The organism is Curtobacterium luteum, assembly GCF_014646995.1.
Taxonomy (GTDB): domain Bacteria; phylum Actinomycetota; class Actinomycetes; order Actinomycetales; family Microbacteriaceae; genus Curtobacterium; species Curtobacterium luteum.
On sequence record NZ_BMOI01000012.1, the window covers coordinates 76,360 to 101,261 of the forward strand.

The following is a 24,902-nucleotide window of genomic DNA, read 5'->3' on the forward strand; positions in this document are numbered from 1 at the left end:
GATCCGGGAACGCGTCCGGAAGTACGCCCCCGAAGAGGGATCCCTCGGACGCCCCGGGCGGCGCTACGCTCACCGGGTGCCGCAACGTCCCTCCAAGTTCGCTCGTGCGATCACCGCGTCGTTCGTGCTGGGCGGCGTCGTGGTCGCCGCGCTCGCGTTCATCGCGATCGTGCACGACCCGACGAGCGACGCCGCGTGGGTCGCGATCCCGCTCGGCGTCCTCCTCGTCGGCTGGGGCGTCACGTTCGCCCGGATGAGCGCTGACGACAGCCCCGACGACGAGGACGACGAGGAAGCTCGCTCCGGCGGCCTCCTGGGCGCGCCCCTCGCCCGGTTGAGTTGGGCGATCGCGCTCCTCGCCGGGTACGTCGCCGCCCGTCTCATCGGCCGTCCGGTCGATTCGTCGCTCGTGGCCGTCGGGAGCGTCGTGGCCCTGTTGCTCGTGAACCGCGCGGTCGACCGCTGGGTGCGCCGACGGGAAGGACGCAACGGCGGAGCGGGACCCGCGACCGACTGAGCGTCAGGTCGCCGCGCGGGCTGTGCCGATCGCGTTCGCCCGACCGAAGTCGATCGGCACCAGGGATCCGCGCGGTGCCGTTTGATCTTGGTTGTGCGAACGCGAACGCGAACGCGAACGCGAACGCGAGTACGGCGTTCGGCCACGCTCGCCGCCCGGGAGCGACGACGCGCAGGAGCTCGAGCTCCTCGGCGTCGTCGGCACGCAGCAGTTCGACGACGCGCAGGCCGGCGAACGAGGTAGCGCCGCGTCACACACCTGGCCGTCTGTCACCCCTCGTGCCTAGGGTGGGCGCGTGAGCTCTCCGCGCGTGTACGTCATCCACGAGAACCCCGAGTGGTTCCCGCCGCTCGCCGCCGCCTTCGAGGCCGAGGGGGTCCCCGTCGAGGAGATCCTCCTCACCGACGGGCAGATCGACCTCTCCGCGGAACCGGCGCCGGGCGTCTACTGGAGCCGGATGTCCGCGTCGAGCCACACCCGCGGGCACGAGCACAGCAAGGAGTACACCCGTGCGCTCCTCGGCTGGCTCGAGCGCGCCGGCCGCACGGTCGTGAACGGCAGCCACGTGCTCGAGCTCGAGGTGTCCAAGGTGGCGCAGCACGGTCTGCTCCGCGACGCCGGGTTCGACGTCCCCCGCACGACGGCCGTCTTCGGCTCCGCGCAGCTCAAGGACGCCGCCCGCACCTTCACCGACGGCCAGGACGTGCCGTTCATCACGAAGCACAACCAGGGCGGCAAGGGCCTCGGCGTCCGGCGTTTCGACTCGCTCGCCGAGTTCGACGCGTACGTCGACAGCCCCGAGTTCGAGGCCCCGGTCGACGGCATCACGCTCCTGCAGGAGTACCTCACCGCGCGCGAGCCGTTCATCACCCGGATCGAGTTCGTCGGCGGTGAGTTCGTCTACGCCGTCCGCGTCGACACCAGCGCCGGCAGCTTCGAGCTCTGCCCGGCGGACGCGTGCGAGGTGCCCGCTCCGGGGTCACAGACCATCGCCGGCGCCGTCTGCGAGGTTCCGGGCTCCGACGCGCCGAGCGCGTTCAGCGTGCGCGAGGACGTCACCGCGGCGCACCCGCTCGTCCAGCAGCTGCGCGCGTTCCTCGCCGAGCAGCGCATCCCGATCGCCGGGGTCGAGTTCATGGAGACCACCGACGGTCGCCACGTCGTCTACGACATCAACACGAACACGAACTACAACCCGGCGGTCGAGGCGTCCGCGCCGGTCTCCGGTCCGCGCGCGATCGCGCGCTTCACCGGCGGCCTGCTGGCCGCGCAGTACCAGACCGCTGCGGTCTGAGGACCACACCACCCTCCGGCCTGGAGGCACGGTGCGGGCCCGCACCGCGCCTCCAGGCCGGTACTCACCACCAAGGAACCCACCCGTGCGATTCGGATACTGGACCCCGCTCTTCGGCGGCTGGCTGCGCAACGTCGAGGACGAGGCGATGCCCGTCACCTTCGACTACGTGAAGCGGCTCGCGCAGCGAGCCGAGCGCATCGGCTTCGACCTGACGCTCGTGCCGGAGCTCAACCTCAACGACATCAAGGGGACGGCGGCGCCGTCGTTGGAAGCGTGGGCCCTCGCCGCGGCCATCGCGGCGACGACCGAGCGGCTCGAGATCATGGCGGCGATGCGGCCCGGGTACCACCTGCCGGCGGTCACGGCGAAGCAGGCGGCGACCATCGACGACATCTCCGGCGGCCGGTTCACGTTCAACGTCGTGAGCGCGTGGTGGGCGGAAGAGGCGCGCCAGTACGGCGGGATCTTCTCCGAGCACGACGACCGGTACAAGCGCACCGAGGAGTTCGTCGCGATCCTCAAGGGGCTGTGGCGTGAGACGCCGTTCTCCTTCTCCGGCGAGTACTACGACATCGCGAACAGCCACCTCGAGCCGAAGCCGCGCGTGACCCCGCGCATCTACGCCGGCGGCGAGAGCGAGGCGGGCAAGTCGTCCATCACGAGGTTCGCTGACGCCTACCTGACCCACGGCGGCACCGTGGACGAGCTCCGCACGAAGATCGACGAGATGCGTCGTCGTCGCGCCGACGCCGGAGCCGAGCCGTTCGAGGCGTTCGGCATGGCCGCGTACGTGATCGTGCGCGACACCGAGGCGGAGGCGCAGGCCGAGCTCGCACGCATCACCGACGTGCAGCACGGCAAGGCCTACGAGTCCTACCAGGACTTCATCTCGAAGTCGCAGCTCGAGCACGTCCCGTCGCTCGAGGACTACTCGGTGTCGAACCGCGGCCTGCGTCCCGGGTTCGTCGGCACCCCCGAGCAGGTCGCGGCCCGCATCCGGGAGTTCGAGGACGCCGGGGTGGACACCCTCCTGCTGCAGTTCTCGCCGCAGGCGGAGGAGATGGAGCGCTTCGGGGAGCAGGTCATCCCGCTCGTCCGGTCCTCCGCGGCGGTCCCGAGCGGGACGGCCGCCTGATGGCCGCACCCGAGGACGACTGGGCCTTCGAGACCCGCCAGATCCGGGCCGGGTTCAAGGCCGACCCGGGCTGGGGCGCGAACGTCCCGCCGATCGCGCAGAGCGCCGCGTTCGTCTACCCGTCGGGTGAGGACGCGGCAGCCCGGTTCATGCTCGACGCCCCTGGTCACACCTACTCGCGCGTGAACAACCCGTCGGCCGCCGCGCTCGAGCGGCGCATCGCGGACCTCGAGGGCGGCGTCGGAGCGCTCGCGCTCGCGTCCGGGCAGGCCGCGACGTCGCTCGCGGTGCTCGGTGTCGCCCGTGCCGGCGACCACGTCGTGTCGAGCGCGTCGCTGTACGGGGCGACCTACACCCTCTTCGCCTCGACGCTCCGCGACCTCGGCATCACCTTCACGTTCGTGCAGGACCCGACCGACCTCGACGCGTGGCGGGCCGCGGTCCGTCCCGAGACCCGGGCGTTCTTCGGCGAGTCGATCCCGAACCCCCGCGGCGACGTCCTCGACTTCGCCGGTGTGGCCGGGGTGGCGCACGAGGCCGGGGTCCCGCTCATCGTCGACAACACCATCGCGACGCCGTGGCTCGTCCGACCGATCGAGCACGGGGCGGACATCGTCGTGCACTCCGCGACGAAGTACCTCGCCGGACACGGCAGCGCCATCGCCGGCCTGATCGTCGACAGCGGCCGGTTCGACTGGGCGGCGTACCCGGACAAGTACCCGCAGCTGACGAGCGTCGAGCACTCCGGGTTCGCGGGCACCGACTTCGCCGCGAAGTTCGGACCGCGAGCGTTCATCCAGCGCACCCGGTCGAAGCTGTCCGCGGACCTCGGACCGGCGATCGCCCCGTTCACCGCGTTCCTCGTGCTGCAGGGCATCCAGACGCTGTCCCTGCGGATGGAACGGCACGTGTCGAACGCGGCCGCGGTGGCGTCGTGGCTCGACGCGCACGACCAGGTCCTCGGCGTGCACTACGCCGGACTGCCCTCGTCGCCGTGGCACGCGCTCGCCCAGCGGTACGTGCCGAAGGGGCCGTCGGCGGTGCTCGCGTTCGACCTCGACGGCGGGCTCGAGGCCGGTCGCCGGTTCGTCGGTGCCCTCGAGCTGTTCGACCACGTCTCGAACATCGGCGACGTCCGGTCGCTCGTGGTCCATCCCGCGTCGACCACGCACGTGCAGATGACCCCGAGCGAGCGTGCCGCGGCGGGTGTCGGCGAGGGGCTCATCCGCCTGTCGATCGGCCTCGAGCACGTCGACGACGTGCTGGCCGATCTCGAGCGCGGGTTCGCGGCTGCCCGAGCCTGACGCGGAGAGTCGTCACGCGCAGGAACGGGGTCCGGCCGCGGGATAGGTTGGAGCCATGACCTCGCTGGCCGCTCCGACCCGCGTGCGGGTGCGCGCCCCCGGCAAGATCAACGTGTTCCTGTCGGTCGGCGCGCTGCAGGACGACGGCTACCACGACGTCGCGACGGCCTACCAGGCGGTCTCGCTGTACGAGGACGTCACCGCGGAGCCGGCCGACGACTTCTCGGTGACCTTCACCGGTCCGATCGACTCGTCGGGCGTCCCGACGGACGAGTCGAACCTCGCGATCCGTGCGGCCCGCCTCGTGGCGGACGCCGCCGGTCACCGCGGCGGGGTCCGTCTCACGATCGACAAGCAGGTCCCGGTCGCGGGCGGCATGGGGGGCGGCTCGGCGGACGCCGCGGCCACCCTGCTCGCGGTCGACACCCTCTGGGGGACCGCCTTGGGGCGGGACGAACTCCTCCGGCTCGCGGCGCAGCTCGGCGCGGACGTGCCGTTCGCGTTCGCCGGCGGGACCGCGGTCGGGACGGGCCGTGGCGACGAGCTCAGCCCCGCGCTCGCGAAGGGCGAGTTCCGGTGGGTGCTGGCCCTGAGCGACGCCGGGCTGTCGACCCCCGCGGTGTACCGCGCGCTCGACGAGCACCGGGAGCGCTACCGGGCCGACATCGCGCCGGCGCCGACGACCCCGACGGTGGACGCGAACGTGCTGCAGGCGCTCCGAGCGGGCGACCCGGACCTCCTCGCGGACTGCCTGCACAACGACCTGCAGACACCGGCCATGCGGTTGCAGCCGGCCCTCGCCGAGACGCTCGAGATCGGTGAGAAGGCGGGCGCACTGGCCGGGCTCGTGTCCGGGAGTGGACCGACGGTCGCGTTCCTCGTGGCCGACCGGGACGCCGCACTCGAGGTGCAGGTCGAACTCAGCGCCGCCGGCATCGTCGCCGTCCGGGCCACGGGGCCGGTACACGGCGCGCGCGTGGTGCACTGAACCGAGACGCGGCGCGCCCGGTGTCCGCCTCGGTGCCGTGCTCGGGTGCGACGCGGGTCCGGGCTCAGCTGCGGCGGAACTCGGTGATGACGACCTCGCCGGTCTTCCAGTGCCGCACGGCCGTGAAGCCGTGCTCCGCCAGCACCTGGGTCGTCTCCGGCTGGATGTTGCGCGCCTTCGGGGTCCCGCCGACGAACCACACGGTGTCGATGTCCGCGAGCCGGCTCGGGATGGTCGACGAGAGGTCGCCGTTCTGGTTCCAGAGCACGCCGGACGCGGCGCCGTCCTTCCGCACGGCGAGGTCCGTCATGCCCGCGAACGCGGACGGGTACGCCACGCGGATGATGTCCGCCGTGGTGCCGGGGTGCCCGTAGACGCTGCCGAACACCACGCCTTCGTCGCTGTCGCGGTGCTTCGCGCGCTCCGAGCTGATGATCGACGACGCCACCGACCACGTCGAGTCCTGCTTCGAGCGGGGTGTCTTGACGACGACCGCGGTCGGGACGGAGAGCACCAGAGCGGCGACGAGCGCGCCGCCGAGCAGCGCCCGGCGCCGGATGACGGTGATGCCGAGGGCGATGAGCATCGCCACGAACGGCAGGCTGAGACTGGCGTACTTCGGCGTGTAGAGGTGACGACCCAACGCGGTCGCGACCAGCAGGGCCAGGGTCGGGAGCACCACGAGCGGCAGGGCGACGCGCACGGCCTGCGCCCGGAACAGCGACCGGACGGTGGGTGATGCGCGGTGCGCGGCGACGAGGGCCCATGCGACCCCGAGGACCATGAGCGCCCAGGCCACGGCGGCGTAGACGTCGACGCCGCCGAACCACGCGGTCGAGAAGACCTGCGGGAAGGTGCGGTCGCCGATCGGTCCCAGCCACGCGACCTGCTTCGACTGGCTGGCGACGGCAGCCACGAACGGGGTCACCGCGACGAGGACGACCGCCGAGACGATCGCCCACCGGAGCAGCGAGCCACCGGGGACGAGGGCGCGGACGGTCGGGTCGGACCGACGCGCCCGACGATCAGCGGCCATCGTCCAGAGGAACGTGACGGCGTGCGCGGCGACGGCGAGCGCGAGGTAGACGTTGAAGGTGATCGCGACGACGGCCAGCAGCCCGTACGCGACCCACCAGTGCAGGCTCCGTCCGGATCGGGATCGACGGACCGCGGTCAGGCCGACGAGCGTCAGGCACACCGCGAAGGTGGTGATCGTGGCGTAGGAACGGCCTTCGCTGCCCGCCCACTGCACCCGCGGCAGCGCCAGGAACACGAGGCCGGCGGCGATGCCGAAGCGCCGTCCGCCGAGCCGACGGCCGAGCGCGACGACGAGACCGGCTGCGATCCCGACGGCGAGTGCGCTGGGGAACCGGAGCGTGAACGGGGTGTACCCCACGAGCCAGAACCAGGCGTGCACGAGCGCGTAGTACAGCCCGTGCACGGCGTCGACGTTGTGGAGCTCCGCCCAGAGCTGCGGCCACGACCGTTGGGCGCTGGTCACGGTGGCGGCCTCGTCGTACCAGAGCGACGGGACCCAGGCGAAGGCGGCGGCGACGAGCGTCCCGATCGCGCCGACGGTGAGCTCCGGCGTCCGGACGACCGCGACGCGTACGCCGCTCGGGACCGCACGCAGACGCTCCCGGACCGTGACGGGGCTCAGGCCGGGCTGCACCATGATGGTGTCGGTACGGGGGGAGCTCACGTCCTGCACGGTAGCCGCAGCGTCTGGACGACCGCCGGGGTGGACCGTGCCGTCCACTGAGAGTTCACATGCTCGTCGGGTGCCGGGGTACGGACTATCGTCAGGCACCATGACGATGCTCCGGATCCGCGACGCGGCGACGTACCTCGGGGTGAGCGACGACACCGTCCGGCGCCTGGTCGACGGCGGCACCTTCACACGGCACGACGACGAGGCCGGTCGAGCGGTGGTGGACGGCCGGGAGCTCGCCGACCACGCCCGGCAGCGCGGCGCGCAGCTCGGGGACCCCTCGGGCGTCCGGAGCTCCGCCCGCAACCGGTTCGTGGGCATCGTGACGGACCTGGTCGTCGACGGCGTGATGGCGCAGGTCGAACTGCAGAGCGGGCCGCACCGCGTGGTGTCGCTCATGAGTGCCGAGGCGGTGCGGGACCTCGGACTCGAGGTCGGCGCCGTGGCCGTGGCGTCGGTGAAGGCGACGATGGTCTCGGTCGAGGTGCCCGGCCCGGACGCCACGGCGGTGCGCGAGTGACGACGCCGTCGGTCCGTCGGGCGCTGACCGCGCGGGCGGCCGCGCTGCAGGGCGCCGGCGACCGCGCGCTCGAGGCACTGGCGCGGGCGCGGGTCCTCGTGGTCGGCGCCGGTGGGCTCGGCGCCCCGGTCCTGCAGTACCTCGCGGGCGCCGGACTCGGTCGGGTGACGGTGGTGGACCACGACGTCGTCGACCCGTCGAACCTCGCCCGGCAGGTGTTGTTCGGGCTCGCGGACGTCGGGCGCCCGAAGGCCGAGGTGGCGGCGGAGCGCCTCCGTGCGGTGGACCCGGAGCTCGAGGTCGTCGCGGTCACCGGCTGGTTCGACCCCGCACAGGTCGCAGGGCACGACGTCGTGGTCGACGCGGCCGACAGCGTCGTCGTGACCCGGGCCGTCTCGGACGCGTGCGCCGCGGCGGGCGTCCCGTTCGTCTGGGGCACGGTCCTCGGCTACGACGGGCAGGTGTCGGTGTTCCACGACGCCGGACCGGAGCCGGTGGACTTCCACGACCTCCACCCGGACGTCCTCCCCGACGAGGGCTCGTGCGCGGTCGACGGCGTGCTCCCGGCACTCTGCGGCGCGGTCGGCTCGGTGATGGCGGCGCAGGTGACCGCGATCGTCGCGGGCCTCGGCGAGCCGCTGCTCGGCCGGGTCCTCACGGTCGACGCCCGGCGGTGGCGGTGGACCGAGAGCCCGCTGCGGCGCGGGCCGGACTCCCGACGGCCGGTCGCCCCCGCTGAGGCCGAGCCGGAGACGATCGCCCCGTCCGCCCTCGCCGCGGCGCTTGCCGCCGACCCGTCCGTCCCGGCGTCCCTCGTCCTCGTCGACGTCCGCACCCCGGAGGAACGGGCGTCGGGCGTCATCGTCGGCAGCATCCCACCGGAGGACCTGCAGCCCGACGCCCGCACCGTCGTGGCGGTCTGCGCGAGCGGCCGCCGCGCCACCGCCTGGGCACGGACGCTCGACCGACCGGTCGTGGTCCTCGACGGCGGGATCGCCGCCTGGCGCGCCGAGGGCCACCCGACGGTGCCGGATCCCGCAGATGCGGATACGCTGTCCCGGTGAAGACGCCTTTGCGGAAATCCCGGTTGGTCATCCTCGCGATCGGGGCCGTGACGGCGCTCGCGCTCACCGGGTGTTCGACGCAGGCCGCCCCGGCCGCGAGCAGTACGGCGTCCGCGACCGGCGGGGCACTGACCGGGAAGATCACGGTCTTCGCCGCCGCCTCGCTCCAGAAGACCTTCACGACGCTCGGTGACCGCTTCGAGCAACAGCACCCCGGCACCTCGATCGCGTTCTCGTTCGCGGGCTCGAGCGACCTCGTGACGCAGATCGAGAACGGCGCTCCCGCCGACGTGTTCGCCTCCGCCGACGAGGCGAACATGGGCAAGCTCGCCCGGACGGACCTCGCCTCCGGGTCCCCGCGCGACTTCGCGACGAACGAGCTCGAGATCGCGGTCGCACCCGGCAACCCCGAGCGGGTCAGCGGGTTCGACGACCTCACCCGCACGGGCCTCCAGGTCGTGACGTGCGCCACCCCGGTGCCGTGCGGAGCGGCGACGGCGAAGGTCGAGCGTGCCACGGGTGTGGACCTGCGTCCGGTCAGCGAGGAGCAGTCGGTCACGGACGTCCTCGGCAAGGTCGAGTCCGGCCAGGCGGACGCCGGGCTCGTCTACGTCACCGACGTCGAGGGGGCCGGCGGGAAGGTCGACGGGGTCCGCTTCGACGAGGCCGCGAAGGCGGTGAACACCTACCCGATCGGCGTGCTGCGGCAGTCCGCGGACCCCGCGCTCGCGTCCGCGTTCACCGCGTACGTCCTGTCCGACGCGGGGCAGCGGGTGCTCGCCGACGCCGGCTTCGGGAAGCCCTGAGCGGTGCGCGGCGACCGGCCACGGCCCGCCGACCGGGCCTGGCCCGCTGACCGGGCCTGGCCCGCCGACCGGCCGGTCCGACGTCCCGTGCCGTGGTGGCTCCCCGTCCCCGCGGCCCTCGGCGGCCTCTTCGTCGTCGTGCCCGTGCTCGCGATGGTGGGCCGCGTCGACTGGGGGTCGTTCGTCGCGCTCGTGACGTTGCCCGCTTCCCGCAGCGCCCTCGGGCTGAGCCTCGGTACGGCCGCCGCGACGACCGGGATCGCGTTCGTCCTCGGCTACCCGCTCGCCGTCCTGTTCGCCCGGTCGACGTCCCGGTGGACCGGCGCCGCCCGGGCGGTCGTGCTGCTGCCCCTCGTGCTGCCGCCCGTCGTCGGCGGACTGGCGCTCCTCGCGGCGTTCGGGCGCCTCGGGCCCGTCGGGGCGTTCCTCGACGAACACGGGCTGCGGATCGCCTTCACCACGACCGCGGTCGTCATCGCGCAGACGTTCGTCTCGATGCCGTTCCTGGTGTCCTCCGTCGAGGGCGCCCTCCGCGTCGGTGGTGACCGGTACGAACGGGTGGCGGCGACGCTCGGCGCCGGTCCGACCCGGACGTTCCTGACCGTCACCACCCCGCGGGTCCTCCCCGGCATCGTGTCCGGGCTCGTCCTCTGCTTCGCCCGTGCGCTCGGCGAGTTCGGAGCCACCCTCACGTTCGCGGGCAGCCTGCAGGGCGTCACGAGGACCCTGCCGCTCGAGATCTACCTGCAGCGTGAGATCGACCCCGACACCGCGGTCGCGCTGTCGCTCGTGCTCGTCGTCGTCGCCGTCGTCGTGATCGGGGTGTCGTCGGTGCGGCGCCGGAGCGTGCTCGCATGAGCGGTCTGGAGGCCCGGATCGTCGTCGACCCGCGGAGCGTCGACGTCGCGCTCTCGGTCGGGGCCGACGAGTGCGTGGCGCTCATCGGTCCGAACGGCGCCGGCAAGTCGACCGTCGTGGACGTACTCGCGGGGCTCGTCCGTCCGGACGGCGGCAGCGTCGTCGTCGACGGCCGCACGCTCGCCGGCGACGGGCGCGCCGTCCCGACCCACCGCCGACGCACCGGCCTGGTCGCGCAGCGCCCCGACCTCTTCCCGCACCGGTCCGTGCTCGCGAACGTCGCCTTCGGTCCGCGCGCGGCCGGTGCGTCCGGCCGGGAGGCCCGTGGCCGCGCCCGTGAGGCGCTGGCCGCCGTCGGGGCGGTCGCGCTGGCGGACCGCGCGCCGGGGACGCTCTCGGGTGGACAGGCGCAGCGGGTCGCGATCGCCCGCGCCCTCGCCACCGACCCGGCGGTGCTCCTCCTCGACGAGCCGACATCGGCGCTCGACGTCACCGCACGGCAGGAGGTCCGGGCCGCGCTCGCGGCGGCGTCCGCCGGTCGTCCGACGCTGCTCGTGTCGCACGATCCCGTCGAGGTCGCGGCGCTCGCCGACCGCGTCGTCGTGCTCGAGGCCGGTCGGGTCGTCGAGCAGGGCACCCCGGCCGAGGTGCTCGGTCGTCCCCGCAGCGCCTTCGCGGCCCGGTTCTCGGGGCTGGTGACCGTGTCGGGGACGGCGACGACGGGTGGGGTGGTGACCGCCGAGGGTGGTGAGCTGTCGGCGGCGGCGCACACCGTGCCTCCCGGCCGGGCCGCGCTCGCCGCGTACCACCCGACGGCCGCGTGCCTGACGCGGGACGACGACGGAGCCGGGCGGCGCGTGGACGCGGTCGAACCGCGGGACGGCCTGGTCCGCGTCCGGGCCGGGGAGCTCGTCGCCGACGTCACCCTGACCCGCTTCGCCGCACTCGGGTTGGCGATCGGCGACACCTGCCGCATCTCGGTCCCGGCGGACGAGGTGGTGGTCTACGAGCCGGGGGGTGGGAGGATCGGGGGATGACCTCCTGGATCGGCAAGGCCTGGCCCGTGGGGGTCCCCATCGTCGCAGCGGTCGTGCTGGCGCTGTCGTTCGGTCGGCACGACCTCGGGACCGTGGTCGTCGTGCTCGTCGCGGTCGTGCTCGCGGCGACGGTCCTCGCAGCCGTGCACCACGCGGAGGTCGTCGCGCACCGCGTGGGGGAGCCGTTCGGGTCGCTCGTGCTCGCGGTCGCCGTCACGATCATCGAGGTGGCGCTCATCATCGCGCTGTCGAGCTCGGGCGGCGCGAAGGCCGAGACCCTCGCCCGGGACACGGTGTTCTCCGCGATGATGATCACCATGAACGGACTCGTCGGGTTGGCGATCCTCATCGGGACGATCCGGCACCACACCGTGCGGTTCAACCAGGAGGGGGCCTCGGCGGCGACGATGACGGTCGCGGCCCTCGCGGTCCTGACCCTCGTGCTGCCGACCTTCACCACCGGCACCGACAACGCCTCGTTCACGGGCGTGCAGCTCGTGTTCGTGGCGATCGCGTCCCTCGCGCTGTACGGGTTGTTCGTGTTCACGCAGACGATCGCGCACCGGGACTTCTTCCTGCCGGTCGGCCGCGGGTCGGCCGGGTCGGGGCCGGCCGGGTCGGGGCCGGCCGGGTCGGGGCCGGCCGGTCACGGGTCGGCTGCGGGTCCGGCGTCGGTCCCGAACGAGACCGCGCACGCCGCCACCCCGACCGGACGCCAGACGCTCGTGTCGCTCGGGTTGCTGCTGCTCGCGCTCGTCGCGGTGGTCGGGCTCGCCAAGGTCGAGTCGCCCGCCATCGAGGCGGGGGTCGCAGCGGTCGGCTTCCCGCCGTCGTTCGTCGGTGTCGTGATCGCGCTGCTCATCCTGCTGCCCGAGGGCATCGCGGCGTCGAAGGCGGCGGCCCGGGACCGGATCCAGACGAGCCTCAACCTGGCGATGGGGTCGGCGATGGCGTCGATCGGCCTGACGATCCCGTCCATCGCCGTGGCATCCCTGTTCATGCCCGGGACGCTGCTGCTCGGCCTCGGATCGGCGCAGATCGTGCTGCTGGCGCTCACGATCGTCGCCGCGGTGCTGACCGTGCTCCCGGGGCGCGCGACACGGCTGCAGGGCGGGGTGCACCTGGTGGTCTTCGCCGCGTTCATCGTGCTGTCGATCGCGCCGTAGGGCCGCGTGGGCGTGGGCGTGGGCGGGGCCGTTGCGCGGGAGGCCTGGTGGTCCCGGGCGTCCCCCTGTTGGTGCCGGGCGCAGCCCGGTGGTCCCGGCGAACGCGGTCCCCGTCAGCCCCCGGCGAAGGGCGGCATGACGTCGACCGTGCCGACCCCGACGAGCGAGGTCGCACGGTCCCTCGTGCTCACGCCGTCGACCAGGTAGGAGCACCGCTCCACCAGCGCCGACCACCGCTCCGGGTCCGCCGCCTCGATCCCGGCCAGCGCCGCGTCGAGCGAGGCCACGTCCATCGCGTCGACGTCGACCGCGACCTCGTCCGTGCCCACCGCGGCCCGAGCCGCCGCGAAGAACCGCACCGTCGTCACCGTCATCCCCCGATCGCGCTCATGCCCCGCGTGGGGTGCACGAGGTCGTCCGTGTCGTCCCCGTGGTCGCGGGGCTTGGCCCACATCGCCCGCTGCCAGAGGTCGGCGACCTCATCGTCCGCGGCACCCGCGCGCATCGGCCCGAGCACGTCGGTCTCGTCGTCGGAGAACAGGCAGCTCCGGACGTGCCCGTCCGCGGTCAGCCGGGTGCGGGTGCAGTCCGCGCAGAACGACTCCGTGATGCTGGCGATGATGCCGATCGTGCCGAGCAGCGCTCCGTCCCGGGAGAGCACGCGGAAGCGTTCGGCCGGGGCGCCGTCGCGCGGGGCCTCGTCCGGCTCGAGCCGCACCGTCCGCGACAGTGCGGCACGGGTCTCGGCGGCGGTCACCATCGACGTGCGGTCCCACGCGTGGTCGGGGTCGAGGGGCATCTGCTCGATGAAGCGGAGCTCGTACCCGCGCTCGAGGCACCAGTGCAGCAGGTCGGGGGCGAGGTGGTCGTTCACCCCGCGGAGCAGCACCGCGTTGACCTTGATCGCGAGCCCGGCGTCGTGTGCGGCCGACAACCCGGCGATCACCTTGTCGAGGAACGGCCGCCGGGTGACCTCGGTGAAGACGTCCGGGTCGACCGTGTCGAGCGAGACGTTCACCCGGCGGAGCCCGGCCGCGTACAGCGCCGACGCCCGGTGCGCCAGACCGATCGCGTTCGTCGTGAGGGACAGCTCGGGTGCGTCCGGCAGCGAGGCGCAGCGGGCGATCACGTCGACGAGGTCGTGCCGGAGCATCGGCTCGCCGCCGGTGAAGCGGACCTTGCGGACGCCGAAGCGCGCCGTGCCGATGCGCACGAGCCGCTCGATCTCCGCCGCGGTCATGAGGGCGTCGTCGGGGGCGAAGGGCAGCCCGGCTGCCGGCATGCAGTAGGTGCAGCGGAGGTTGCAGCGCTCGGTCAGCGACACCCGGAGGTCGACGGCACGACGGCCGAAGCGGTCCAGCAGTGCGTCCGCCGAGGGAGCGCCGGTCGAACCGAGCAGGGTCGCGGGAGCCATGCCGTCAGCGTACGTCCTCCGCGGACCGCGCACCTGTCGCCGCCGCGGGTGGGTGCGGTGCCCGGACGTCCCGGAAGAGCAGCCGGTCGCGCCACCGGGCCCAGTCGGACCGGCTCGTCCGGGCGAGCGTGCCGACCACCACGACGAGCACGGCCGCCGCCAGCCACCAGCGGTACGCCGCGGTCGACGGCCACACCCCGCGGAGTGCGATGGCGAGCCCGATCGACAGCCACTCCCAGCGTCCCGAGAGCGCCACGAACGGGATGAGGAGCAGCGCGTACCAGGGGTAGCGCGGGGTCACCGCGAGGAACGTCACGCCGATGAGCAGCACCTCGCCGGACCAGGGGTTCGCCGGGTCGGCGAGCCGCCACGCCACGAAGGCCGCGAGCAGCACGAGCAGCCCGACGACCACCGTGCCGGCGTCACCCGGGAACACGAGCGACACGAGCGCGAACCGGGAGCCGTCCTCGTACCCCTCCTCCGACAGGTAGCCGGGCAGGTACCCGAGCACCTTCGGCCCGGTCGAGAGCACGTAGGGCACGTAGAGCAGCGCGAACACCGCGATGCCGACCGGGATCGCCCACCAGTGCCGCCGGCGGCCGAGGAGCGGCGGGTACACGAGGGCGGGGATGAGCTTCGAGGCGGTGGCCGCACCGAGCAGCACGCCACCCCAGACCGGCCGACCGAACACGACGAGCACCGCGCCCGCCGTCGCCAGGGCCGCACCGAGCGCGTCGACGTGCGAGTTGGTCACGGCCTCCGCGGCGACGAGCGGCGACCACGCCCAGAGCGCTGCCCACCACACCGGCCGACCGGTCCGCCGGAGGACGGCGACCAGTCCGACGGTCACGCCGAGCGAGAGCAGGAGCCCGGCGATCTGGAAGGGCATGTACTGCGCCGTCGCCGGGACGAACGCGCGCACCAGGCCGAACCAGAGCTGCGCCATCGGCGGGTAGATCGTGACGACGTCCGACCGGTTGATCGCCACGCAGTGCCCGTCCGCGCCGTCACCGAGGCCGTGGTACCGCGGCAGCAGCGGCTTGCACGTGCCGTCCACCTTGTCGGGGAAGAGCCAGTCGGGCCGCAGTCCGGCCAGCGCGGCCGAGTCCGGCGTGTGCGCGTACGGTGAGATCCCGGCGTGCTGCACGATCCCGTCCCAGGCGTAGCGAGCAGAGTCGGTACTGGTGTTGGGTTGTCCGGCGAGCGCGGCGAGCCCGACCACCAGGCCGCCACCGACGACGAGCCACGTCGTCCACCGCCGGGGCACGAAGCGGAGCGCGAGCACCGCGCCGGCGAACACGGTCCAAGCGATCAGGGTCCACGCGACGAATGGGGAACGATGACCAGCTCGGAGGAACCCCAGATGCGTGACGCCGTAGGCGATGACGCCCGCCAGGGCCAGCACGCCGACGACGGCGAGCACGGTCGGCACGAGCACGGTCGGCGCCGAGGTGCGCTGCGGGGGTCGGCCGGGGCGGGTTCGATCACTCATGGTGGGTCGAGGCTAGCGACGGTCCGGCGGCTGCTGCTGGACGCACGGTCCGCGATGGCGTCCCCGAACCGGAACGCCCGCTCCGCCGTGGTGCTGGGACGGCTGCTCGGCATCGCGTTCCTGGTCTGCTTCGGCACCGGGATCTACAGCCACCTCCTCCAGCAGCCGTTCCCCGGCATGCGGTTCCCCACGCGTCCGGTGCAGCTGTACCAGTTCACGCAGGGGCTCCACATCACCGCCGGCATCGCGATCATCCCGCTGCTCCTGGCGAAGCTCAACACGGTCATGCCCGCGCTCGTGCAGGTCCCGCCGGTCCGGGGTGTCCTCCACCTCCTGGAGCGCCTCTCCATCGCGGTGCTCGTGTCCGCCGCGATCGTGCAGGTCGGGACCGGGCTCCTCAACACGTACCAGTGGTACCCGTTCCCGTTCCCGTTCAAGCAGGTGCACAACGCGCTCGCCTACGTGATCATCGGTTCGCTGATCGTGCACGTCGCGGTGAAGCTGCGGGTGATCGTGCGGTACTGGCGGGCGCGGGACTCCTACGACGAGCAGGGCCGGTTCGTGCCCGACACGACGGTGGGCAGCGAGCTGTTGCCGCCGTCGGCCGACCGGGAGGCCCGGCTCGACCCCGCCATGCCGGCTGCGGCCACGCAGGCGGCCACCGCCTACCCCCGCGGCCTCACCGGCCGCGTCCTGCGCTGGGTCGACGGCGCCCCGGCGGCGGCGCCGGCGCCGCCGCCGGCGCCGGCCCCGGCGGCCGAGTCTCGCGCTGGGCGACCGAACTCGGGGCCCGAGCCCCGAGAGGTGTCGCCGAGCGCGAGTCTCGGGGCGCCCGAGGCGAGTCTCGGGGCGGAGCCGAGCCGTGCCTCCCGGCCGCCCGTCGCGGCGACCGCCGGCCGACGTGAGCGGATCACCCGACGCGGCTTCTTCGCCGGCGTGGCGGCGGCGACCGTCGGGGTCGTCGCGCTGACCGCCGGGCAGTCGTCGTCCCTCGCGGAGCCGTTCAACGTCTTCGGGGCGCGTCAGCGGCACCGGGGGCCGAGCGACCTCCCGGTCAACCGCACGGCCCGCGCGGCCGGGGTCCTCGCGACCGCGACCGCGGCGGACTGGAGCCTCACGGTCGCGGGCCCCGCCGTCTCGCGCACGTTCTCCCGGGCGGAGCTCGTCGCGCTCGGGACGGCCGAGGCCGACCTGCCCATCGCCTGCGTGGAGGGCTGGAGCCAGATGGCGACGTGGCGCGGGGTCCGGATGCGTGACCTGCTGCTGGCGGTGCAGGCGGAGCCCGGGTCCCGGGTGCGTGTGACCAGCCTCGAGCAGCACGGCGGCTACCGGGTGATGGAGATGGGTCCGGAGTACGCGGAGGACCCGACCACCCTCGTCGCGCTCGAGCTGAACGGCGCGACGCTCGACCTCGACCACGGGTTCCCGGCGCGGATCATCGCTCCGGGACGGCCGGGTGTGCTCCAGACGAAGTGGATCGAGCGGATCGAGGTGATCGCATGAGGGCCGCACGGATCGTGCTCGTCGTGCTCGGCGTCCTGGTGATGGCGTTCGGGGCGTACGTCCTCGTGACGACCGTCCGACCGAACCGGATCTGGGGCCTGGCGACGTGGTTGCTCGGCGCGGTGGTCCTGCACGACGTCGTGCTGTCGCCGTTCGTGGTCGGGGCCGGACTGCTGCTCCGCCGGACCGGGCGCGCGGTGCGGCCGTGGATGCTCGTCGTCGTGCAGTGCGCGGTCGTCCTCGGGAGTGTGCTCGCGCTCGTGGTGCTCCCGGAGATCGCGGCGAAGGCACACGGGCAGAAGAACCCCACCGTGCTGCCGTTCGACTACGGGCTGCGGCTCGTCCTCGTCGAGGGCGTCCTGCTCGTCGTCGTGCTCGGGGTCCTGCTGGTCGGCGGTCTGGTGTCGCGGAATCGTCCGAATCCACTGGTTGAACCGACAACCAATCGCTAGACTGGCGTCATGCCCGAGCCGACCGACGACACCCCGTGGCTCGACCGCGCGCAGCTCCGCGCGTGGATGAAGCTCGTCGCGGTCATGGAGCTCCTGCCCGCGGCGCTCGACCAGCAGCTGCAGCGTGACGCGGACCTCACGCACTTCGACTACATGGTCGTCGCGATGCTCTCCGAGACCGAGTCCCGGACGCTCCGGATGTCCGCGCTCGCCGCGGCGACGAACGCGTCCCTGCCCCGGCTCTCGCACGTCGTGTCCCGGCTCGAGGAGCGGGGCCTCGTCGGCCGCTGCCCGTCCTCGGACGACCGCCGGGCCACCGACGTCCGGCTCACCGACGCCGGCTGGGACGCCATCGTCGAGGCCGCCCCGCAGCACGTCCGGACCGCCCGCGCGTTCGTGATCGACGCCCTCACCGAGGAGCAGGTCACACAGCTCGACGGCATCACGAAGGCGCTGCTCGGCCGGCTCGACCCGGAGGGGCGCTTCGCCGCCGTGTCGTACCCGCGCGAGGAGGACGACCCGGCGATCTGCGAGGCCCGGCTCACGGGGCAGGAACAGGCGCGCGGGTCGCTGCGCTGACGCCCGGTCGGTGGCGCGTCATCCGGCCCACGCGCTGCAATAGGCTCGCCGCATGAACGCGCCCGCCGAGCCCTCCGACACGTACTCCTACCTCGGACCGGCCGGCACGTTCACCGAGGCCGCCCTCAAGCTCGTCGACGCCGCGGCCGGGAAGCCCTGGCGGAGCGTCAACAACGTCGGCGAGGCGCTCGACGACGTCGTCAGCGGTCGTTCGGTCGGCGCCGTGATCGCGATCGAGAACAGCGTCGACGGCGGCGTCAGCGCCACCCAGGACGCCCTCGCGCGCATCCCCGGCGTGCGGATCGTGGGGGAGTACCTCGTCCCCGTCGACTTCGTCCTCGTCGCCCGGCACGGCACCGCGCTCGCCGACGTCCGGACCGTGAATGCCCACCCGGTCGCGTACGCGCAGACGCACAACTGGCTCGAGGCGAACATCCCCGGGCACGGGCACATCCCGGCGTCCTCGAACGTCGCCGCCGCGGTGTCGCTGCTCGACGACCACCCGACCGCGGACGCAGCCGTGGCCCCGCCCGGCATCACCGACCACCACGACCTCGCGGTGCTGGCGTCCTCGATCGGGGACAACGCCTCGGCGGTGACGCGGTTCGTGCTCGTGTCAAGGACGCTCGCGCTGCCCGAGCCGACCGGCGCGGACAAGACGAGCGTCATCGTGGAGCTCCCCGCCGACCACCCCGGTGCCCTGGTCGACATGCTCGAGCAGTTCGCGACCCGGGGGATCAACATGGGGCTGCTGTCCTCGCGGCCGATCGGTGACGAGCTCGGACGCTACCGGTTCGTCATCGACCTCGACGGGCACGTCCGCGACGAACGCGTCGCGGACGCCCTGCTCGGCCTGCGCCGGTTCAGCCCCCGTGTGACGTTCCTCGGGTCGTACCCGCGGGCGGACGGCTTCCGACCCGAGGTGCCGGCGCGGTACTCGGACGAGGCGTTCGTCGAGGCGCGGGACTGGCTCCGCGCGATCGTCTCGGGCGCGCCCGGGGCGCAGTAGAGCGCGCGCGGCCGGGGCCGCGCACGCGCGGCCTCGCACGGTGCGAGGCAGCGCCCCTCACCGCGCGCGACTGCGGCCGCGCACGCGCGGCCTCGCACGGTGCGAGGAAGCGCCCGCGCCGTGCGAGGTTTCGCGCACCGTGCGACGTCGTGGGCATCGCACCATGCGCGTGACCTCGCACCATCCGTCGGGACCGCTCGCACCACCGCTCGGCACCGCTCGCACCACCGCTCGGGACCGCCGGTCGCCACCACGTGCGGCCGCGGCCTCGCACGGTGCGAGGCAGCGCCCGCGCCGTGCGAGGTTTCGCGCACCGTGCGACGCCGTGGGCCTCGCACCATGCGCGTGACCTCGCACCATCGGTCAGCACGGCCCGCGACGCGTCGCAGGCCGGGGACCGGGGGCCGGGGACCGAGGGCCGGGGCCGAGACCCCGTACCGCGGGCTGCAGGCCGGGCTACGGGACCTGACGCGAGCCGTGGCGATCGTCGCCCGGCTTCGGCACGCGGACCCGGAGGCCGAGCGGATCGATGCGCGACCGGAACGCGACGACCTTGCCCACGGGGTCGCCGTCGACCTCGAACTCGTCCGCATGCTCGAGCCGCGCCGTGAACTCCTGTCCGCGCAGGTACCGCAGCGGACGCTCCTCCCGCGAGGCCGACACGATCTTCTTGCCCACCGCGGTGTTCGCGAGCGACGACCGCCGGAAGGTGCGGAGGATCCCGTTCTCCCAGAACACCCGCGCCCCGATCCGCACCCACCCGAGGAACCCGCGCGGCCGCATCACGGCGATGTCGAACACGCCGTCGTCGATCTCGGCGTCCGGCAGCAGGATCGCCCCGGCCTGGAGCTGCCCGCAGTTCCCGACGATGAGCGAGTGTGCCCGCGCCGAATGGTTGCCGTCGTCGTCGAGCTGGTAGCGGAACTCGAACGCGTCGGCGTCGCGGACCGAGCGGAACAGCGAGTCCACGTACGCGAGCCACCCGACGCGCTTCTTCAGCTCGGGCCGGGTGTTCGCGAGCATCCGGGCGTCGAGCCCGAGCCCCGCCATCACGAGGAAGCCGAGCTGCTCGCGCTCGCCGCCGTCGCGCTCGACGGTGAGGGTGCCGAAGTCGATCGGACGGTCGTCCCCGTGGAAGATCGTGCGCGCGCTCGCCTCCAGGTCGTCGAGCGGCAGCTTCATGTTGCGGGCGAGCAGGTTGCCCGTCCCGCTCGGCAGCAGGGCGAGGGCGGCGTCGGACCCGTGCACCACCTCGGCCACGGCGCGGACCGTCCCGTCGCCGCCGGCCGCCGCGACCACGTCCGCACCGGCCTCGAGCGCTTCGCGGGTCATGCCGCCGCCCGGGTCCTCCTCGGAGGTCTCGAACCACAGGGTCTCGGCCCAGCCGGCATCGCGCTGGTGCCGTTCGATGGTCTGCTTGAGGGTCGGCAGGTGCACCTTGACCGGGTTGTAGACCACCGCGGCCGTCCGCTGCTCGGTCTGGAGGGCGTCATCCGTGGGCGCGGTCTCCGAAGGGGTCGACATGCTGCAACGGTACCGACCGCACGCTGCGAAGGGACGCGGGCGCGACCAGGGACCGGCCGGGAGGCGCGGGGCGGGCCCGCCACGGGCCTCCAGGCCGCCCCTTTAGGATGATCCGGTGATCGATCCCCAGCTCCTGCGCGACAACCCCGACGTCATCAAGGCCTCGCAGGAGGCGCGTGGCGCCTCCGTCGACGTCGTCGACGACGCCGTCGCCGCGGACGCGGCCCGGCGGAGCGCGATCACCTCGTTCGAGTCCCTCCGCGCCGAGCAGAACGCCTTCGGGAAGACCGTCGCGAAGGCGCCGAAGGACGAGAAGGCGGCGCTCGTGCAGCAGGCGCAGGCGCTCGCGGCGAAGGTGAAGGAGGCGCAGGCCACCGTCACGGAGGCCGAGGACGCCTTCGACCAGGTCGTCCGGTCGATCCCGAACGTCGTGCTGCCCGACGTGCCGAAGGGCGGCGAGGACGACTTCGTCACCCTCCGCACCGTCGGCACGAAGCCCGAGTTCGACTTCGAGCCGAAGGACCACGCCGACCTCGGCGAGCACCTCGGGATCATCGACATCCCGCGCGGAGTCAAGGTCTCCGGCTCCCGCTTCTACTTCCTCCTCGGCCTCGGCGCCCGACTCGAGATCGCGCTCATGTCGCTCGGCCTCGACCGTGCCGTCGCCGCCGGGTTCGAGCCGCTCATCACGCCGACGCTCGTCCGGCCCGAGACGATGGCCGGCACCGGCTTCCTCGGCGAGCACGCGGCCGAGGTCTACCGCCTCGAGGCCGACGACCTCTACTTGACCGGCACGAGCGAGGTGGCCCTCGCCGGGTTCCACGCCGACGAGATCCTGCCGCTCGCGGAGGGCGAGGCGCACCGATACGCCGGCTGGTCGACCTGCTACCGCCGCGAGGCCGGGTCCGCGGGCAAGGACAACCGCGGCATCCTCCGCGTGCACCAGTTCAACAAGCTCGAGATGTTCTCCTACGTGCACCCCGACGAGGCCGAGGCCGAGCACGAGAAGCTCGTCGGGTACCAGGAGTCGATGCTCCAGGACCTCGGGCTGCACTACCGCGTGATCGACGTCGCCGGCGGTGACCTCGGCACGAGCGCCGCGCGGAAGTTCGACATCGAGGCGTGGGTGCCGACGCAGGGCACCTTCCGCGAGCTCACTTCGACCTCGAACTGCACGACGTTCCAGGCCCGTCGCCTCGACATCCGGTACCGCACCGAGTCCGGCAAGACCGCGCCCGTCGCGACCCTCAACGGCACGCTCGCCACCACGCGGTGGATCGTCGCGATCCTCGAGACCCATCAGCAGGCCGACGGGTCGGTCGTCGTGCCCGAGGTGCTCCGCCCGTACCTCGGCGGTGTCGAGGTGATCGAGCCCCGATGACCTCGCACGAGCGGTTCGTCGACGGGACACGAGGCGGCGGGGCTGCCGCTGGTGGCGCTGCTGCCGGTGGTGCCTCGGCCGGTCCCGCGACCGGTGCTGCCGCTGCGGCGCCCGCGCGGACGAAGCGCTGGCTCGTCGCGCTCGACATCGACGGCACCACCATGCGCGAGGACGGCGTCATCACCGACACGGTGATCGCCGCCGTCCGCGACGCCGAGGCCGCCGGGCACGAGGTCATGCTCTCCACCGGCCGCAGCGAGAGCATGACGGTGCCGCTGCTCGAGACGCTCGGCATCCACCCGAAGTACCTCGTCACCGCGAACGGCGCCCTCACGCTCCGCCGTCGCGAGGACGGCTCGTACGAGCACGCCCACGTCGAACAGTTCGACCCGACCGAGGTGCTCCGGACGATCCACGGCGCCCTGGCCGACGCTGCGTTCGGCGTCGAGGACGAGGACGGCCACTTCCTGCTCTCCGGCAACTTCCCCGACGACACCATGACCGTGCGGGGCGAGCACGTGCCGTTCGAGCAGCTGCTCGGCGTCGAGGCCACCCGTGTGGTCGTGATCTCGCCCGGGCACGACACCGAAGACTTCCTGCAGGTCGTCGAGCAGATGGGGCTGCACAAGGTCTCGTACTCGGTCGGCTGGACCTCGTGGCTCGACATCGCTCCCGAGGGCGTGACGAAGGCCACCGCGATGGAGCGGGTGCGCGAGTGGCTCGACATCCCGCGCTCCCGGGTGTTCGCCGCGGGCGACGGTCGGAACGACATCGACATGCTCCGGTGGGCGTCGACGTCCGGTCGTGGGGTCGCGATGGGGCAGGCCCCGGTGGACGTCATCGAGGCCGGCAACGAGGTGACCGGCGGCGTCACCGACGACGGGCTCGCTGCGGCGCTCGACACGCTGCCGCGGTAGGGCCGGCGCGGGCGCGCGGGCGCGCGGGCGCGCGGGCGCGCGGGCGCGCGGGCGCGCGGGCGCTCAGACGCCTCGCACCGTGCGAGGCCCGGCTGGCGCCGCCCGCAGCGTGCGAGGTTCCCCACACGGTGCGGGTCACCAGACGTCCCACCGTGCGTGGAACCTCGCACCATCGGTCGCCAGCCGGGAGGCCCGCTAGACTTCCCGGGACGCGGTCACGTCTCGCCACGTGGTCGCGTCACTGGAGGGTTGTCCGAGCGGCCGATGGAGCCTGTCTTGAAAACAGGTGGGCAGTGATGTCTCGTGGGTTCGAATCCCACACCCTCCGCCACCGGGGTCGCGGCTAGTCCGCCGACACCTCCGCCGGCGCAGCCGTCTCGACCGGTTCGGTGACGACGATCTCGCCCAGTGTGACCGCGCGGCCCACCGCCTCGGCGAGGAACACCACCGCGCACCCGACGACGACGAACGCCCACCCCGCGAGGCGGCGACGGAGCACTCCGGACGATCTCGACGGCATCTCGTGGCCCTTCGGTCGTCGTGCTCGGACGGACACCGCTCGTGCCCGATGTGATCGAACCACGATGCCCGCCGAACGGCTGCGGACACCGGGCCTCGTGCGTGAAGTGCATGAGAGGGCGCTCACGAACCCGCCCGAGCGAGCCCGGTCAGCCCCGCACGCTGAACGCCGCGAGCTCCGCCCGCGTCCGGGCCCCGTGCTTCCGGAGCAGGTTCGCCACGTGGTACTTGACCGTGTTGACACTGATGCCGAGTCCGTCCGCGATCTCCCGGTTCCCGACGCCGGTCGCCACGAGCCGCAGCACGTCGCGCTCCCGCTCGGTGAGGTCCGCGTCGTCCGGCACGTCGAGCGTCGCGGGGGAGGGGTCGAGCGGCAGCGCGATGTCGAGCGTCGATCCCCACCCGGGCGTCGAGTCGACCGCGAGGGTGCCGTCCAGGGCGACGACCCGCTCGGCGATGGGCCGGACGGCGTCGTCGTGCACGTCGAGGGTCCCGGCGCCGTCGTCGCGGAGCTGCATGAGCAGGTTCCGTCCGTCGCAGTCCCACTGGATGCGGACTCGGTGGGCGGCGCCGTCGTCCACGAGCGCGAGGACCGCGGTGCGGACGATCGCGCGGGCGCTGTGGGCGACGTCCCCGGGCAGGGCACGGCCGGTGGCGGGCGGCTCGACGAACTGCACGTCGAGGTCGCCGAAGCGGACGAGCGGCCGGAGGTCGGCTCGGAGACGGGAGAACGCGCCGGTCACGGGCTCGAGGAGCGTGCTCCGCTGCCGGTCGCTCGACGTGCGCAGCTCGACGAGTGCGGCCGAGGCGATCTCGACGGCCTCGGCGCGGGCGGCGGCGTCGGAGAGCCGGCCGGAGCGGAGGGCAGCGAGGACGGACTCGAGCGTGAGAGCGTGGCGGTCCGCCGTCTCGGCCACCGTCCGGGCGTGCTCGGCGGCGGCCGTGCGGCTGGACGCCGGTGCGGCCGCTGTCCGGCTGGACGCCGGAGCGGCCGGTGCACCCGGTGACCTCGATCCCACGCACCGAACCTACCCGTCCCACCCGGACGGATCGTCCCACCCGATCGGACGGGACGACCGTGCGCCCGGGCGGCACCGCGTCGACCGACACCACGGCAGCATCGGAGCCATGCCCACCACCACCGTCGCGGACGCCCTCGGCACGATCGGGAGCGAACTGCAGGACCTCGTCGCCGCCGTCCGCGCGGCCGACCCGGCACCGTTCGAGCGTGCACTGACGCTGCTGACCGACGCCGACCGCGTCTTCGTGCACGGTGCCGGACGCTCGGGCCTCGCGCTCCGGATGACCGCGATGCGCCTCATGCACCTCGGGCTCGATGTCCACGTGGTCGGCGAGGTGACGACCCCCGCCATCCGCGAGGGCGACGTGCTCCTCGTCGCGAGCGGCTCCGGCACGACGGGCGGGATCGTCCGCGCGGCCGAGACCGCTGCGGAGGTCGGCGCCCGGGTCCTCGCCGTGAGCACGAGGGCCGACTCGTCGCTGTCGACGGCAGCCGACACCACGCTCGTGGTCCCGGCTGCGACGAAGACCGACCGCTCCGGCACCGCGTCCGCGCAGTACGCCGGGAGCCTCTTCGAGCAGGCCGTCGCCCTGCTCGGGGACGCCCTGTTCCACGCGCTCTGGCAGCGCAGCGGGCACTCCGCGGACGACCTGTGGCCCCGCCACGCCAACCTCGAATGACCCACCAC

General features: G+C 73.4%; 25 protein-coding genes and 1 tRNA gene. 19 read left to right on the top strand and 7 right to left on the bottom strand.

The features are described from left to right. The first annotated feature begins 76 nt into the window (after nucleotides 1-76). From IEY20_RS13295 to IEY20_RS13315, 5 genes are all read left to right on the top strand, one after another. On the top strand, nucleotides 77-517 hold the full coding sequence (locus tag IEY20_RS13295) for a hypothetical protein (protein ID WP_175328049.1): 441 nt from the start codon (nucleotides 77-79) through the stop codon (nucleotides 515-517). A gap of 295 nt (nucleotides 518-812) precedes the next feature. Continuing rightward, nucleotides 813-1,811 (top strand): ATP-grasp domain-containing protein, encoded by a 999-nt coding sequence (locus IEY20_RS13300; RefSeq protein WP_175328050.1) that lies wholly within the window; start codon nucleotides 813-815, stop codon nucleotides 1,809-1,811. A gap of 85 nt (nucleotides 1,812-1,896) precedes the next feature. Then, nucleotides 1,897-2,949: an LLM class flavin-dependent oxidoreductase gene (locus IEY20_RS13305; RefSeq protein WP_022905013.1), complete on the top strand. Its 1,053-nt coding sequence runs from the start codon at nucleotides 1,897-1,899 to the stop codon at nucleotides 2,947-2,949. Beyond that, nucleotides 2,949-4,253, top strand: a complete 1,305-nt coding sequence (locus IEY20_RS13310; protein ID WP_188889212.1) for an O-acetylhomoserine aminocarboxypropyltransferase/cysteine synthase family protein — start codon at nucleotides 2,949-2,951, stop codon at nucleotides 4,251-4,253. Before IEY20_RS13305 ends, IEY20_RS13310 begins: the two co-directional genes overlap by 1 nt. A 55-nt stretch (nucleotides 4,254-4,308) precedes the next feature. Then, nucleotides 4,309-5,241, top strand: coding sequence for a 4-(cytidine 5'-diphospho)-2-C-methyl-D-erythritol kinase (locus IEY20_RS13315; protein ID WP_175328052.1), 933 nt, complete (start codon nucleotides 4,309-4,311; stop codon nucleotides 5,239-5,241). A 64-nt stretch (nucleotides 5,242-5,305) separates the two neighbouring features. Here IEY20_RS13315 and IEY20_RS13320 read toward each other — a convergent pair whose 3' ends face one another. After that, complete coding sequence (locus IEY20_RS13320; RefSeq protein WP_175328053.1) at nucleotides 5,306-6,943, bottom strand: glycosyltransferase family 39 protein; 1,638 nt, start codon at nucleotides 6,941-6,943, stop codon at nucleotides 5,306-5,308. Between the two features lie 109 nt (nucleotides 6,944-7,052). Here IEY20_RS13320 and IEY20_RS13325 point away from each other — a divergent pair, with 109 nt between their 5' ends. From IEY20_RS13325 to IEY20_RS13350, 6 genes are all read left to right on the top strand, one after another. After that, complete coding sequence (locus IEY20_RS13325; RefSeq protein ID WP_022905018.1) at nucleotides 7,053-7,472, top strand: TOBE domain-containing protein; 420 nt, start codon at nucleotides 7,053-7,055, stop codon at nucleotides 7,470-7,472. After that, a complete protein-coding gene (locus IEY20_RS13330) occupies nucleotides 7,469-8,536 on the top strand; it encodes a ThiF family adenylyltransferase (RefSeq protein ID WP_175328054.1) in 1,068 nt (355 codons plus the stop codon). Before IEY20_RS13325 ends, IEY20_RS13330 begins: the two co-directional genes overlap by 4 nt. Beyond that, nucleotides 8,533-9,342, top strand: a complete 810-nt coding sequence (gene modA / locus IEY20_RS13335; protein WP_229728056.1) for a molybdate ABC transporter substrate-binding protein — start codon at nucleotides 8,533-8,535, stop codon at nucleotides 9,340-9,342. Before IEY20_RS13330 ends, modA begins: the two co-directional genes overlap by 4 nt. A gap of 87 nt (nucleotides 9,343-9,429) precedes the next feature. Continuing rightward, nucleotides 9,430-10,200, top strand: coding sequence for an ABC transporter permease (locus IEY20_RS13340; protein ID WP_175328055.1), 771 nt, complete (start codon nucleotides 9,430-9,432; stop codon nucleotides 10,198-10,200). After that, nucleotides 10,197-11,237 (top strand): sulfate/molybdate ABC transporter ATP-binding protein, encoded by a 1,041-nt coding sequence (locus tag IEY20_RS13345; protein ID WP_175328056.1) that lies wholly within the window; start codon nucleotides 10,197-10,199, stop codon nucleotides 11,235-11,237. Before IEY20_RS13340 ends, IEY20_RS13345 begins: the two co-directional genes overlap by 4 nt. Beyond that, on the top strand, nucleotides 11,234-12,403 hold the full coding sequence (locus IEY20_RS13350; RefSeq protein WP_188889214.1) for a calcium:cation antiporter: 1,170 nt from the start codon (nucleotides 11,234-11,236) through the stop codon (nucleotides 12,401-12,403). Before IEY20_RS13345 ends, IEY20_RS13350 begins: the two co-directional genes overlap by 4 nt. Before the next feature lie 113 nt (nucleotides 12,404-12,516). Here the strand turns inward: IEY20_RS13350 and IEY20_RS13355 are convergent, their stop codons facing one another. From IEY20_RS13355 to IEY20_RS13365, 3 genes are read right to left on the bottom strand one after another with little or no spacing between them, the layout of a single operon-like run. Then, nucleotides 12,517-12,777 carry a ubiquitin family protein gene (locus tag IEY20_RS13355; RefSeq protein ID WP_175328058.1) on the bottom strand — a complete coding sequence of 87 codons (261 nt, stop codon included), beginning with the start codon at nucleotides 12,775-12,777 and terminating at the stop codon, nucleotides 12,517-12,519. Beyond that, the gene (moaA, locus tag IEY20_RS13360; RefSeq protein WP_175328059.1) at nucleotides 12,774-13,817 is read right to left on the bottom strand and encodes a GTP 3',8-cyclase MoaA; all 1,044 of its coding nucleotides are present in this window, start codon (nucleotides 13,815-13,817) and stop codon (nucleotides 12,774-12,776) included. The genes IEY20_RS13355 and moaA overlap by 4 nt, the downstream gene beginning before the upstream one ends. A gap of 4 nt (nucleotides 13,818-13,821) precedes the next feature. Beyond that, a complete protein-coding gene (locus tag IEY20_RS13365) occupies nucleotides 13,822-15,309 on the bottom strand; it encodes a glycosyltransferase family 87 protein (protein ID WP_175328060.1) in 1,488 nt (495 codons plus the stop codon). A 54-nt stretch (nucleotides 15,310-15,363) separates the two neighbouring features. Between IEY20_RS13365 and IEY20_RS17150 the strand changes: the two genes are divergently transcribed. From IEY20_RS17150 to pheA, 4 genes are read left to right on the top strand one after another with little or no spacing between them, the layout of a single operon-like run. Then, complete coding sequence (locus IEY20_RS17150) at nucleotides 15,364-16,812, top strand: molybdopterin-dependent oxidoreductase (protein ID WP_204620553.1); 1,449 nt, start codon at nucleotides 15,364-15,366, stop codon at nucleotides 16,810-16,812. After that, nucleotides 16,809-17,264, top strand: a complete 456-nt coding sequence (locus tag IEY20_RS13375) for a hypothetical protein (protein ID WP_175327261.1) — start codon at nucleotides 16,809-16,811, stop codon at nucleotides 17,262-17,264. The genes IEY20_RS17150 and IEY20_RS13375 overlap by 4 nt, the downstream gene beginning before the upstream one ends. A gap of 9 nt (nucleotides 17,265-17,273) precedes the next feature. Continuing rightward, nucleotides 17,274-17,843: a MarR family winged helix-turn-helix transcriptional regulator gene (locus tag IEY20_RS13380; protein WP_175327260.1), complete on the top strand. Its 570-nt coding sequence runs from the start codon at nucleotides 17,274-17,276 to the stop codon at nucleotides 17,841-17,843. A gap of 52 nt (nucleotides 17,844-17,895) precedes the next feature. Beyond that, nucleotides 17,896-18,852, top strand: coding sequence for a prephenate dehydratase (pheA, locus tag IEY20_RS13385; protein WP_175327259.1), 957 nt, complete (start codon nucleotides 17,896-17,898; stop codon nucleotides 18,850-18,852). Between the two features lie 456 nt (nucleotides 18,853-19,308). On the opposite strand, the gene IEY20_RS13390 is transcribed toward pheA, so the two are convergent. After that, nucleotides 19,309-20,376, bottom strand: a complete 1,068-nt coding sequence (locus IEY20_RS13390) for a diacylglycerol/lipid kinase family protein (RefSeq protein WP_175327258.1) — start codon at nucleotides 20,374-20,376, stop codon at nucleotides 19,309-19,311. 115 nt (nucleotides 20,377-20,491) lie between these two features. Between IEY20_RS13390 and serS the strand changes: the two genes are divergently transcribed. The 3 genes from serS (at nucleotide 20,492) to IEY20_RS13405 (ending at nucleotide 23,005) form a co-directional block, all read left to right on the top strand. Then, on the top strand, nucleotides 20,492-21,757 hold the full coding sequence (gene serS / locus IEY20_RS13395) for a serine--tRNA ligase (protein ID WP_175327257.1): 1,266 nt from the start codon (nucleotides 20,492-20,494) through the stop codon (nucleotides 21,755-21,757). Further along, on the top strand, nucleotides 21,754-22,674 hold the full coding sequence (locus IEY20_RS13400) for an HAD family hydrolase (protein ID WP_175327256.1): 921 nt from the start codon (nucleotides 21,754-21,756) through the stop codon (nucleotides 22,672-22,674). Before serS ends, IEY20_RS13400 begins: the two co-directional genes overlap by 4 nt. Nucleotides 22,675-22,917: 243 nt before the next feature. After that, nucleotides 22,918-23,005: transfer RNA gene (locus tag IEY20_RS13405), tRNA-Ser, on the top strand. Between the two features lie 12 nt (nucleotides 23,006-23,017). Here IEY20_RS13405 and IEY20_RS13410 read toward each other — a convergent pair. Beyond that, a complete protein-coding gene (locus tag IEY20_RS13410; protein WP_175327255.1) occupies nucleotides 23,018-23,194 on the bottom strand; it encodes a hypothetical protein in 177 nt (58 codons plus the stop codon). A gap of 148 nt (nucleotides 23,195-23,342) precedes the next feature. Next, complete coding sequence (locus IEY20_RS13415) at nucleotides 23,343-24,212, bottom strand: helix-turn-helix transcriptional regulator (RefSeq protein WP_175327254.1); 870 nt, start codon at nucleotides 24,210-24,212, stop codon at nucleotides 23,343-23,345. A gap of 109 nt (nucleotides 24,213-24,321) precedes the next feature. Here IEY20_RS13415 and hxlB point away from each other — a divergent pair, with 109 nt between their 5' ends. Further along, nucleotides 24,322-24,894 carry a 6-phospho-3-hexuloisomerase gene (gene hxlB / locus IEY20_RS13420; RefSeq protein ID WP_175327253.1) on the top strand — a complete coding sequence of 191 codons (573 nt, stop codon included), beginning with the start codon at nucleotides 24,322-24,324 and terminating at the stop codon, nucleotides 24,892-24,894. Nucleotides 24,895-24,902: the final 8 nt, after the last annotated feature.